The 11,965-nt window shown below is 61.4% G+C and carries 12 protein-coding genes; 6 read left to right on the top strand and 6 right to left on the bottom strand.

Annotation, left to right across the window (positions count from 1 at the left end; genetic code table 11):
• The first annotated feature begins 72 nt into the window (after nt 1-72).
• Nucleotides 73-261, top strand: a complete 189-nt coding sequence (locus QNI87_RS02440) for a Flp family type IVb pilin (protein WP_300593472.1) — start codon at nt 73-75, stop codon at nt 259-261.
• A 117-nt stretch (nt 262-378) separates the two neighbouring features.
• Nucleotides 379-561 carry a Flp family type IVb pilin gene (locus tag QNI87_RS02435; RefSeq protein WP_300593469.1) on the top strand — a complete coding sequence of 61 codons (183 nt, stop codon included), beginning with the start codon at nt 379-381 and terminating at the stop codon, nt 559-561.
• A 106-nt stretch (nt 562-667) separates the two neighbouring features.
• On the opposite strand, the gene QNI87_RS02430 is transcribed toward QNI87_RS02435, so the two are convergent.
• The 4 genes from QNI87_RS02430 to QNI87_RS02415 form a co-directional block, all read right to left on the bottom strand.
• Nucleotides 668-2,164, bottom strand: coding sequence for a M48 family metalloprotease (locus QNI87_RS02430; protein ID WP_300593467.1), 1,497 nt, complete (start codon nt 2,162-2,164; stop codon nt 668-670).
• A 119-nt stretch (nt 2,165-2,283) separates the two neighbouring features.
• The gene (locus tag QNI87_RS02425) at nt 2,284-3,228 is read right to left on the bottom strand and encodes an acetyl-CoA carboxylase carboxyltransferase subunit alpha (protein WP_300593465.1); all 945 of its coding nucleotides are present in this window, start codon (nt 3,226-3,228) and stop codon (nt 2,284-2,286) included.
• Between the two features lie 24 nt (nt 3,229-3,252).
• Nucleotides 3,253-4,140 (bottom strand): tyrosine recombinase, encoded by an 888-nt coding sequence (locus QNI87_RS02420; protein ID WP_300593463.1) that lies wholly within the window; start codon nt 4,138-4,140, stop codon nt 3,253-3,255.
• Between the two features lie 13 nt (nt 4,141-4,153).
• The gene (locus QNI87_RS02415; RefSeq protein WP_300593460.1) at nt 4,154-6,028 is read right to left on the bottom strand and encodes a hypothetical protein; all 1,875 of its coding nucleotides are present in this window, start codon (nt 6,026-6,028) and stop codon (nt 4,154-4,156) included.
• A 247-nt stretch (nt 6,029-6,275) separates the two neighbouring features.
• On the opposite strand from QNI87_RS02415, the gene QNI87_RS02410 reads away from it, so the two are divergent.
• From QNI87_RS02410 to QNI87_RS02395, 4 genes are read left to right on the top strand one after another with little or no spacing between them, the layout of a single operon-like run.
• Nucleotides 6,276-6,869: a shikimate kinase gene (locus QNI87_RS02410; RefSeq protein WP_300593457.1), complete on the top strand. Its 594-nt coding sequence runs from the start codon at nt 6,276-6,278 to the stop codon at nt 6,867-6,869.
• Nucleotides 6,866-7,993, top strand: a complete 1,128-nt coding sequence (gene aroB, locus QNI87_RS02405) for a 3-dehydroquinate synthase (protein ID WP_300593454.1) — start codon at nt 6,866-6,868, stop codon at nt 7,991-7,993. Before QNI87_RS02410 ends, aroB begins: the two co-directional genes overlap by 4 nt.
• Nucleotides 7,990-8,760, top strand: coding sequence for a cyclase family protein (locus tag QNI87_RS02400; RefSeq protein WP_300593451.1), 771 nt, complete (start codon nt 7,990-7,992; stop codon nt 8,758-8,760). Before aroB ends, QNI87_RS02400 begins: the two co-directional genes overlap by 4 nt.
• Nucleotides 8,757-9,308: an AAA family ATPase gene (locus tag QNI87_RS02395; protein ID WP_300593448.1), complete on the top strand. Its 552-nt coding sequence runs from the start codon at nt 8,757-8,759 to the stop codon at nt 9,306-9,308. The genes QNI87_RS02400 and QNI87_RS02395 overlap by 4 nt, the downstream gene beginning before the upstream one ends.
• Here QNI87_RS02395 and QNI87_RS02390 read toward each other — a convergent pair.
• Both QNI87_RS02390 and QNI87_RS02385 read right to left on the bottom strand, forming a co-directional pair.
• Nucleotides 9,305-9,580: a hypothetical protein gene (locus QNI87_RS02390; protein WP_300593445.1), complete on the bottom strand. Its 276-nt coding sequence runs from the start codon at nt 9,578-9,580 to the stop codon at nt 9,305-9,307. The genes QNI87_RS02395 and QNI87_RS02390 overlap by 4 nt on opposite strands.
• A 257-nt stretch (nt 9,581-9,837) precedes the next feature.
• Nucleotides 9,838-11,898 carry an acetyl/propionyl/methylcrotonyl-CoA carboxylase subunit alpha gene (locus QNI87_RS02385; protein WP_300593441.1) on the bottom strand — a complete coding sequence of 687 codons (2,061 nt, stop codon included), beginning with the start codon at nt 11,896-11,898 and terminating at the stop codon, nt 9,838-9,840.
• Between the last annotated feature and the right edge of the window lie 67 nt (nt 11,899-11,965).

Raw genomic sequence — 11,965 nt, 5'->3', positions numbered from 1 at the left:
CCCTTTCAACACTTTCTTAAGGCGCAGAGCCGATTCAGAGCGCGTCAGTAAACGTAACAAACGGGTGTTCCCATGGTTTTGACGAAATTCCTAACGCGCATTGGAAGCGACAGCCGGGGCGCAACCGCCGTGGAGTACGGACTGATCATAAGCCTCATCGTGATTGCAATGGTCGGAGGGTTGCAGGCAGTCGCCAACGCAAACTCGGAACAATGGAATCGCGTCGAGGCAAAAACGACCGAAGTGATGCAGGGCAATTAAGCTTTTTGAAAGGTTGCGGATTAGGAATTTTTCAAGAGCTGCCCCGTATCTCTACAAATGTTCGCAAGGGTTAGCCGTGCGAGCACGGGTACCGAAGACCAAACCAGGAGACTGAACATGAACTTCATCAACAAGCTTGCTCGCGACGAGCAGGGCGCCACCGCCATCGAATACGGCCTCATCGCGGCGCTTATCGCCGTTGCGGCGATCACCGCCATGCAGAGCCTCGGCAACTCGCTTGACACGACCTTCACGGGCGTTTCGGATTGCCTTGACGATCAGTCTAACTGCCCGACCTAATTGGTCGAGAGCCAGGTTCACCTTCAAGGTGGACAAGAAACGGAAAGCGGCGGGGTTTCCCCGCCGCTTTTTGTTTGCGCGTCTTGAATCTTGCTTTGGCATCGCGTCACCTTCGGCGCACAATCAGCTTCACCTTCTGCCCGGCACGAAGCGTGTTGCCCGATCCAAGCCCGTTCAGAACACGAAAACGCGCCTCCTGATTGTCGCTGAACGCCATGCGGCGCGCCAATCCGCTCACGGTGTCCCCGCGCTGAACAGTCACAACATCGATTCGCAAGGGCACAACGGCGCTCGCCTCCTGATCCGATATCCGCCGCATCGATTGAAACATGGGATTAAACGGACCGATTCGGCCCGCGGGCGCGAGCGCTGCAAAGTGAAACGCACGATCGCGGCCAAATTCGTAGGCGAATATGACAAGATCAACCTGACTGTTTCCGCTCCGAACGCGCGCGCTCCCATAGGCCGCGTTGAGGCCGTTTACGCGCGTGCGGCTGAACTCCTGCGGAGCGAGCGCGTTGTTTTGGCTGTCAAAGGCTCGAAACTGTTCGCGAACATACGCTTCGAGATCTCCGGAGTAACGCGCTGCTGTCAGTTGAGCCTGGCCGGTCTGCCCACCATTTCCATTGGGATTTATACTTACCGCGCGGCTTGAGTTGAGCATGTAAAAACCCTGTGGGGCACTGAAAGAGAAGCCCAGGTTGGGGTGAATGAAGCGGTAGCCCTTTATGATCCCCTGCTCGGGATCATCGCCATAGATCATACCATCGATTGCCGCGAGGAAGGCGTCTCGGTTCTGAATCCGCCCAGGCTTTCCCGTAGCGTAGCGCGTGGCAAGCCGCACGCGGTCAACTGGATCGGGGTGCGTGCTTGCCCAAACCGGAGGCCGCGCGTCTTCGCGACCCTGAATACGCGCGTCCAGTTCGACCTGCCGGGCGAGGCGCTGAAGCAGGCTCGCCATCGCGTTCGGATCGTAATTGCCTCGGCTGAGGTAGTCGATCCCAAGACGATCGGCCTCTTCCTCCTGCTCGCGAGAATAGGCAAGCGTAATGAATTGCGGTGCTTGCATTGCGCCCCGCGCCAGCAGGTCTCCCACCTGACTGTCGCCGAGAAGAACGGTCGAGAGAACAGCTCCCAGGCCGCCAAGCACCTGGTTGCGCTGCGCGCTGCGCTGGCGTCTGGCCGAATGCCGGGCAACCACGTGCCCGACTTCGTGCCCCAGAACAGCCGCGAGTTCGGCTTCGTTGTTCATCAGGGCCACCAATTGACGCGTTGTGTAAATGTAGCCTCCGGGCACGGCAAAGGCGTTGCTTACCGAGCTGTTCAAGAGCGAGACGTTGAAGCTTTGGCGCGCGCCACCAAGTTGCGATTGCGCGGCCATATCAAGGCCAATACGCTCGACGTAATTTGCCAGCGGCCCGCGCATCTCGCCGCCAAACTGAGCCAGCAATTGCGGGTGGTAATCCGCGCCTTGCTGCGCCTCGGCGGGCGTGATCGGTGTGGACGCGGAGGGGATAGGCGCTCCGGCTCCCAGACACCCACTCAAACCCAGCGCCAGCGGCGTCGCCGCGCCAACCAAGAATGTCCGACGTTTCAGACGCATAAGTGCACTCCCTCTCATCGTTGCCTCGCCTCTATTCGCGCCAAGCGCTCGCATGGTTCCGAGATAGGATCGCTCAAGTGAGCAAAGCGCATGTCGGGGCAGTTCCCCGCTACCGCGGCCTAGCCCCCCAATTGCAAGAAGCGCTCCTCTCGCATGCGTATCAGCTCCGCGCTCGATTTCCGGGACAAAGCGCCAAGCTCTTCGCTCAGCGCCTTACCGAGCGTCTTGCTCGCCGCTTCCGGATCTCTATGTGCCCCGCCAACCGGTTCCTTGACGATCCGGTCGATGACCTTCAGCCGCTTCAAGTGCTGCGCCGTAACCTTCATCGCTTCGGCCGCCTCGGGCGCCTTGTCCGCTGTCCGCCATAGGATCGATGCGCACCCCTCGGGCGAGATCACCGAGTAGACCGCGTGTTCAAACATCAGGACACGTTCTGCACTGGCGAGCGCGACCGCGCCGCCCGATCCTCCCTCGCCCACGATCGCGGCGACCATTGGCACAGGCAGGGAAAGGCACGCTTCGGTCGAGCGCGCGATCGCTTCGGCCTGGCCCCGCTCTTCCGCCTCAATGCCCGGAAACGCCCCCGACGTATCGACCAGGGTAACGACCGGCAGCCCAAAACGACCGGCGAGCTCCATGAGCCGGATCGCCTTGCGGTATCCCTCAGGCTTTCCCATTCCGAAATTGTGCTGAATCCGGCTTTGTGTGTCGTGCCCCTTTTCGTGCCCGATCAAGACGACGCGCCGACCGTTCAGGCGGGCAAATCCCCCCATGATGGCAAGGTCATCGCCATAGGTACGATCACCGCCCAAGGGGACGAAATCCTCGAAGGCGTGGGCCACGAAGTCGCGAAAATGAGGGCGCGCCGGATGGCGAGCGACCTGCGTTTTCTGCCACGGCGTGAGCGAGGCGTAGGTGCTTGCCAGCAGTTCAGCGCTCTTGCCCTCAAGCCGCGCAATCTCGGCCGAAACATCGACCTTGTCATCGGCATCGACGGTGCGAAGCTCGGCTATGCGCTCTTCCAGGCTGGCAACCGGTTTCTCGAAGTCGAGATAGGAAATCATGCAAGCGCGCTAATGCGAACCCGCTTACGCCGCAAGGGGATGACGCGAATTGACGAGCTTGACCAAGCGGGCCGCGTCCACGTGAGTGTAGATCTGCGTGGTGGCGATGTCGGCGTGGCCAAGCAGCGTTTGCAGCATCCTTAGATCCGCTCCACCCTCAAGCAGATGCGTGGCGAACGCGTGACGCAGGACATGCGGGCTGACCTGCGCCGGATCGAGCCCGGCCCGCGCGCTGAGTTCCTTGAGCATCTGGAAAAGGCGTACTCGCGTGAGGTGCCTTGCCACTCCTCCCTTCTTAGAGGGTGAAGGGAAAAGGAAGGGGGATGCCGGTCGCTGAGGTCGCGCATCAATCCAACGGCCAACCGCCTCGCGCGCGCGGTCGCTCACGGGCACCATACGGCTTGCCCCGCCCTTTCCTTCGATCGTCATAACCGGCGCGTCGCGCGGCAAGGCGACCATCGGAAGCGCCACCAGCTCGCTTGCGCGCAGGCCGGAACCGTAAAGCAGTTCAAGCAAGGCCAGCAAACGCACGGCTGCGGGCCGGCCGGACCCCGCTTCCAGTTCGGCGCGCTCGAACAGTTGCTCAACGGACTCATGACTGAGGACTTTTGGCAGAGGGCGGCGAGCGCGCGGATTGGGCAACGCGCCGGATGGATCATCGCCGCGCCACCCCTCATCAACGGCAAAGCCGAAATACTGCCGCAACGCGGAAGCCTTGCGTGCGACCGTAGACGGCGCGAGCTGAGCCCATTTTTCGCCAAGGCTGGCGACGCTCGATCGCGGCGTCGATGCCAGATCTCCGATCAGCTCCTCAGCGCCTTCAAGATCGCGACGATACGCCGCCAAGGTGTTGGCAGCCGCGCCGCGTTCGGCGCTTAACATGTCGAGAAAGGCCTCGGTTGATGCGGACATACGCGCGTCAGCGTCAGGCCCGAGCGACCGCCTCGGCCGCAATCATGCGCGCGTAAGCCTCAAGCCCAACGTCGTTCAAAGCCGCTGTGATCCGGTAGAGGTGCAAAGGCGTCATTTGAGACCAATCCTCACCTTGCATGCCGAGCCCGGCAAGCAGCGCCACAAGAGCCGGGTTTTCGACCTCTGCCGCGCGGCCTATCATGCGCGCCCAGCGGGTTTGACGTTCGAGACCAAGTGACAGCTCGTCTTCGAAGTCGGCGCGATCGGGCGCGCGGAGCCGTCCAAGCCCGGCCAATCCGGCGATCAGAAAGCGCGACTTGCGGGCCTGCGCGCTCCGATCAGCATCGAAGAATGCGTCCAACCCCTCGCGCGACGCCGCTCCGCCATCGGGATTAGCCAGCGCAAGGAGCGCCCAACCCAGGCTCCCTTGCGACACCACCGGCTGCCAGCTGGCAGCGTCGCGATCGAGTCCGGCCGACAGCATAGAGGCGATCAGCTGACCCGCTTGATCGCGGTGGTCGGGTGAGGCGGGTATGCGGGCCGAGGCATAGGCGGTCAGGACTTGCGCCCAATGGGTATCGCCGCTCTGCGTATCGCCCCAGAGGTCTTGCATCGCATCGATCCGATCGGACGGCTCAGAGGCAAGATAAGCCAGGCGCAGGCTGCGCGCGCGATCTCCAACAACCCCGCCGATCGCTGAATCGCTGTAGATCTCGCTGTAAAGGTCAATCAGCGCCTGAGAAGAAAAGATTCCCTCCTCCCCTGCGCGGGCGGCGTAGTCAGCGCGCTGCGCGAGCGGGACCATTGGCGCATCTGCCCCCGCTCGCGCGTAATAGGAAGGTGTGTCCGCAAGCAGTGGTTCGGGGACCGGCTCGCCCACCGCGTTGGCCAAGGCAAACCGCCATGGGTTGAGCTCTTCCACGCCCTCCCACTCGATTGAAACCGCTCGCTGCCCTCGCCCTGCGGCCCCGGCAAAGCGGCGCGCCAGCAAGATGTCGATCGCGGGCGCTATCTCGTTATTGAGCGCGGCGTCCAGCTGGGAGCCAGCGAGCGCTCCCTCGCCTGCGTAGGCGTTGCAGATGGCGCTGATCATGGTCCATTGTACACCTTTATCCCCGTCCACGTCAGGCGTGCCCTGGAAACGAACATAAGGACAAAGACCAACCGGGTCCGCCTCGGCAACGAAAGCGGTAAGGGCCTCTTGCGCCAGCGCGTCTGTCCAATTTGCGGTATCAACGTCCTGTATTATCGCACGCGCGACCGCGTATTCTCCCAGACGATTGAGCGCGCCTGCGCGCAGTGCCGCAAACGCGACCGGGTCCATACCCTCAGGCGCTTGCAACCGGCTGGCGACAGCGCGGCGCATGAGGATGTGACCCCAGCGCGAAACCAGCGGCGTCTGCGTTCCAGCCAAAGCCGCGCGCACCAAAGCGGGGGGTTGTTTGGCGAGACTTCTGATTGAAAATCCGCCTTCGACCGGCGCAATCACCCCCACCTGCGCAAGCGTTCGACGCGCGGCTGGTGGAATGTCGTATTCTGGCTTCAGACCAAAAAGATCGTCCAGCTCATCGGTCGTGAGCTGTTCGAGCTCTTCCAGACTAGGAAGATTACGCAGTTCCTCATCGGTTAACTCGGATACCGGAGGAAGTGTGATCGGTCCTTGAAGTGTGGCGTCACCGGGCGCTGGCGGAGCGGTCGCAGGTCGCGCTGGCCGCGGGGAAACAGGGGCCGCAGTCGGCAGCGCGGGAGTCGGGGTGGCGGTGGGCTCGGGGTCATCGAAACCGGGAGGCAAAAGCGACTCCGGTGTGCGCTGCGCCACTGCGAGGCCGCTTGCAAGCGCTCCCCCGATCGCTCCTGCAACGCCAGCAGCCAGCAAAGCGCGACGCATCAAGAGGACGCCCCTTGATCCGGTACAGCAAGCGGTTGGGCAATAGCGTGTATGGGCTCTTCGCCGCCATCGATATACGCCGCAACGAGCAAGGCCATCGCCCCACCGGCGCCCAACAGCATCACGCTGCGTCGAGCGCCTGTGCGCCGCCGGGAGCCAACCGGCCCTGAGGCAAAAGACGATTTGGGTCGGGGCGACACCTTGAGCATATTGCGCGGGCTCTAGCCCATCTATAGGCGTCACATCAATGACTGACACGAGCCATAAACAGCCTGACGGCGACACATGCTCTTCACCGCAGGAAATCGCACGGCTGACCAAGCGGATTCACAAGCCGGTCGTGCTTGTCGGACTGATGGGCGCAGGAAAGTCCACGGTCGGGCGGCGGCTCGCCGCGCTTTTGGGCCGCGACTTCATCGACGCCGATGACGCCATCGAGGACGCAGCTCGACGTTCGATAGCCGAAATCTTCGACGAGTTTGGCGAGGCTTACTTTCGCGACGGTGAGCGAAGGGTGATCGCCCGACTGATGGAGGAAGAACACGGCGTTATCGCAACCGGCGGCGGGGCCTTCATCGACCCGCAAACGCGTGCGCTTATTCTTGATCGGGGCATCGCCGTTTGGATCGATTGCGATGTCGAAACGCTGGTAGAGCGCACCTCGCGCCGCAACCACCGCCCCCTTCTCAAAACCGGCGACCCTCACGAAATCCTCTCACGGCTGATTGAGGAACGCAGCCCCGCCTACTCCCAAGCGCCTGTCCGAGTGAAAAGCAGAGACGGCCCCCACTCGGATACGGCGCACGCGATCCTGAAGGGGATTGAGGATTACCTTTCATGAGTGACGCTCGCACGGTCCGTGTCGATCTTGCCGGCCGCGGCTACGACGTCGTTATCGGCACCAATCTGATTGCCCGCTTGCCGCAATACGCTGGCAAGAGGCTGCGCAAGGCAACAGTTCCGGTTGTCGCCGACGCCAACGCCTGGGCGCACCATGGAGAAACCTTGAAGGAGGCCCTGGGCCGGGCGGACAAGGAGGTGGCGCTTTTCTCCGTCGAACCGGGCGAAGGCTCCAAAAGCTGGCGCAATCTGGAGGCACTCACCGACTGGATGCTTAATCTGGGCGTCGAACGCGGCGATCAGGTGATCGCCTTTGGCGGCGGCGTTGTCGGAGACCTCACTGGGTTCGCCAGCGCCATCCTGAAGCGCGGCTGCGGCTTCATTCAGGTGCCGACGACGCTTCTCGCCCAGGTTGACAGCTCGGTGGGTGGGAAGACGGCCATAAATGCAAAGAGCGGAAAGAACCTGATCGGGGCGTTTCACCAGCCCTCGCTTGTACTCGCGGACACGGGCGCGCTCGCAACCTTGCCGAGACGCGAGATGCAGGCGGGTTTTGCCGAAGTCATCAAATACGGCATTCTTGGCGACGCCGCATTCTTCGATTGGTGCTCCGCCAACGCCTCAGCGGTGATCAGCCACGACCCGGTGGCTCTCAATCAAGCGGTCGCCAAAAGCGTCGAGGCCAAAACGCGTATCGTTGCCGCGGATGAACGCGAATTGTCCGGGCGCCGCGCTCTGCTAAATCTGGGCCATACTTTCGGCCACGCTCTGGAAGCGGAGACAGGATTTTCCGACACGCTCTTGCACGGCGAAGCGGTCGCGCTCGGCATGGTGCTGGCGGCGCGGTATTCCGCGCGGCGTGGCGAGCTTTCGGACGAGGATGCCGAGCGCGTTGCCGCAGGTATCGCGGTTGCGGGGTTACGCGCCGAGATAAGCGCGCTGGAGCTAAAGTCCGACGGGCCGCGGCTCGTTGAGCACATGCGCCACGACAAGAAGATGGACGCGGGCACCCTCCCCTTCCTGTTGCTGCGCGCCATTGGCGAGGCCTACGTGGCGCACGATGTTATCCTCAGCGATGTTGCCGACTTCCTCGATCAGCAACTCCGGTCCAGGGTGAGCGCATGACCCGCTTTGTCGATCTATCGATCCCGATCACCAATGACGTGATATCCGACCCCGAAGTGATGCGTCCCCGAGTGACCTATATGACCCACGAAAGCACGTGGGAGCAGATTGCGATGTTCTTTCCGGGCCTGGAGAAAGACGATCTGCCCGACGGCGAAGGCTGGGCGGTCGAGACACTGGAACTTTCGACGCATAACGGCACCCATATGGATGCGCCGTGGCATTATCACTCGACAACCCATTCCGGGGCATCGCCCGCGCCCAGCATCGATGAAGCCCCGCTTGACCGGTTCTTCCGCCCCGGTGTGAAGCTTGACTTCTCCCACTTGCCCAGCGGTCATGTGGTCACAGCGGCGGAGCTTGAAGGCGCTTTTGAAACAATTGGTTACGAGCTTCAGCCCCTTGATATCGTCCTTATCCAATCAGGCGCGGTCTACGGGACCGAGGCCTTTACCGATCAGGGCGTTGGACTTGGCGCGGAAGCCACTTTGTGGCTGACCCAGCGTGAGATCGAAGTCGTCGGCACCGATGCGTGGAGTTGGGACGCGCCTTTCAGCCATACGGCCAGACGCTGGGCGCAAACGCGAGACCCGTCAATCATCTGGGAAGGGCACAAGGCGGGCCGGATCCGCCCCTATTACCAGATCGAGAAGCTTACCAACCTATCCACCCTGCCTTCGCATGGCTTCATGTTCAGCTGCTTCCCGGTCAAGATCGAACGCGCCAGCGCCGGTTGGATCCGCGCGGTCGCCCTGATCGAGGAATGACCGGCCGCGTCATAATCCTCAACGGCGTCAGCAGCGCCGGGAAAACGACGCTGGCGCGGCAAATCCAGAAAAGCGCGGAAGAAACCTGGCTACACATCGCGATGGACGCTTTTATCGCGACGCTTCCGGAAGGTCGGGAATTCGAACGCGATTGGTTCCCCATCGTAGAATTGGTTCGCGGCGCGAAGAGGTTGCCCTGCATCACCACCGAGAGATCTGGCGCGGCGCTGCTTGAGGAAATGCGTCATCTTGTTGCACGGCTGGCAAAGCGAGGCTTCAACGTCGTGGTTGATGAGGTCGCCGACCGCGAGACGATCGAGGACTATCGCTCGAAACTGAGATCTGTACCCAGCCTTGTGGTCAAGGTGGATGCGCCTCTGGACATCCTCAATCGCCGAGAGCGCGACCGCGGCGACCGCATCATCGGGTTGGCGCAAGAGCAACAGGCCCGCCTGCACAAGGATATCGACTACAATTTGGAGATCGAGACCCATGAGCAAGCGCCCGAAGCGCTTGCATCAAAGGTTCTTTCGCGAATGGGGAATTAGCTGGCCGTGCGGCTTTGCAGGTTGGCCACGGTCGCCTTGATCGGCGTGATGACAGAATCGTCGGCTCCCTCAGCCATCATGGCGTCGTGCTCTGAAAAGAGCGCCTCAATATCCGAGCGACGTTCAAGCAATGTGTGCGCAATCCCGGGGGCCAAGCTTTCGCCATCACCAATCTGCCCAAGCAAGGCGGCCAGATCGCTAGCCGTTGCTTCGCGCGGGGTGCGGAAAAACTGACCCTTGCGATCGAAATAACCCCGTCCGATTCTAGCCATTTCCATTCCTCCTCAAAGACCGCTGTCGGACACCGAGAAGTTACGAATCGACTCGGTTCCGATGCTGAATAGTCATCGATTAGGAGATTATTAGCCAGCCCTATTGTGCAGATTCGCCCACCGATATTCCCGGCGATAATGAAAATCAGCCACTTAGACGTTTCGGCGGATCAATTCGGAACATTCTACGCAAAAAGTGTTAACGCGGGCCTTGTCTGCCGATCAGACCTTGCAAACCGTCGGCCCGTCATTCGGTTCTAGTCGAGCTCGAGAATCACCGCATCAACGGCCAGGCTCTCGCCTTCACCCGCTCTGATCTTGGCGATGACCCCCTGTTTCTCGGCGCGAAGGATGTTCTCCATCTTCATCGCTTCAACGGTCGCTAGCGGTTGACCGGGCTGAACCGTTTCGCCTTCGCCAACATGCAATTTGACCAGCATGCCGGGCATCGGACAAATCAGCATCTTGGAAAGGTCGGGCGGTTCCTTTTCGATCATCCGGCCTTCGTGCTCTTTGAGGCTCAGCGGAAGCGCGAGAGCGCGGGTGGTTGCCCCCCGCGTCGTCACCTCCCAGTGCGCGCCATCGCGTTCCACGATCAGGCCGAAACGTTCACCATCGTCGTGCCATGCGCTCGCCTCAACCATACCGGGCATCCAATCGCAGCCACCCTCAATGCGATGCCCGTCAACCACGGCGTGACCCTCTCCCAAAAAGACTTCGTGCCGCGTGTCCCCGATCTTGACCATCCAGTCGGTGGTCACGCGATTGACGCCGCTCTGTCCGACGTCGCCATCAAGTTGTCCCGAGATCCTGCGTGCGCGGTTTTGCCAGGTGAATTCGTTGCCTGCGCAGATTGCGGCAAGCCTTCGTTGGAAGTCTTCACTGATGGGAGCACCGACAAACCCATCCGGATACTCCTCAGCGATAAAGCCTGTGGTGAGTTCGCCCGAACGAAAACGCCGATGCTGCATGATGGCCGAGAGGAAGTCGACATTGTGGCCCACACCCTTGATCCGAAACGCATCGAGCGCTTCGATTTGCAAGTCCGCAGCCTCTTCGCGCGTTGGCGCCCAGGTAATCAGCTTGGCGATCATCGGGTCGTAATAAATCGAGACCTCGCCGCCTTCGAACACACCATCGTCCACACGCACACTGCCCGCGCCATGAGCAACGCCGCGGCGCGGTTTGCCTGCGACTTCGATATCCTCGGTCAAGCCGGGAATGGTAGGCGAGTACTCGACCAAGCGGCCGGTCGACGGCAAGAAACCGCGATAGGGATCTTCGGCGTAGACCCGGTTTTCGATCGACCAGCCATCAATGCCGATATCGTCCTGGGTCAGGCTAAGCTCCTCTCCCGCTGCCACCCGGATCATCTGTTCGACCAGATCGATGCCCGTGATCGCCTCGGTGACGGGATGCTCCACCTGAAGCCGCGTGTTCATCTCCAGGAAGTAGAAGCTTTCGCCGGTCTTGTCGGCGCCGCTCACGATCAGTTCGACCGTTCCCGCCGAATGGTAATCCACCGCCTTGGCCAGAGCCACGCATTGTTCGCCCATCGCCTTGCGCATCTGCTCGGTCACAAAGGGCGATGGAGCTTCCTCGACCACTTTCTGGTGACGCCGCTGGATCGAGCATTCGCGCTCGTTCAAATACAGGACTCTCCCGTGCTTATCGCCAAGGATCTGGATCTCGATATGGCGCGGGTTCTCGATGAACTTCTCAATGAAGACCCGGTCATCGCCGAAGGAACTCAACCCTTCGCGTTTCGTCGCCTCAAAGCCCTCGCGCACATCGTTTTCGCTGTAGGCGAGGCGCATGCCTTTGCCACCGCCCCCGGCGCTGGCCTTCATCATCACCGGATAACCGATGTCGTTAGCGATTTCGACCGCGTGTTCGGTGTCGCGAATCTCGCCCACGAAACCGGGAACGACGTTTACGCCCGCCTCCTTCGCGAGCTTTTTTGACTCGATCTTGTCGCCCATGGCCGCAATGGCGCCGGCTGGCGGACCGATGAAAGCGATGCCTTCGGCCTCCAGCGCCTCGACGAAGCTCGCCCGCTCGGACAGAAAGCCGTAACCCGGATGCACCGCCTCGGCGCCTGTCTCCTTGCAAGCGGCGATGATCTTTTCCGGAAGCAAGTAACTTTCCGCCGCTGGAGAGGGGCCAATATGCACCGCCTCATCCGCCATCCGCACAAACGGCGCGTTGCGATCGGCGTCGGAGTACACTGCCACGCATGCGATACCCATTTTGCGCGCGGTCGTGATAACCCGGCAAGCAATCTCGCCGCGATTGGCAATCAGGATTTTCGAAAACAAAGGGGGCTCTCCCGGACCTTCTGACGTTTGTGGGTGCCTATGCCGTCTTGGCTGATGTCAGGCAACC

The sequence above is a fragment of the Erythrobacter sp. genome (assembly GCF_030066995.1).
GTDB lineage: Bacteria > Pseudomonadota > Alphaproteobacteria > Sphingomonadales > Sphingomonadaceae > Erythrobacter.
Note: the sequence above shows the minus strand (reverse complement) of the source record. Positions and strands in the feature narration are given on the sequence as shown.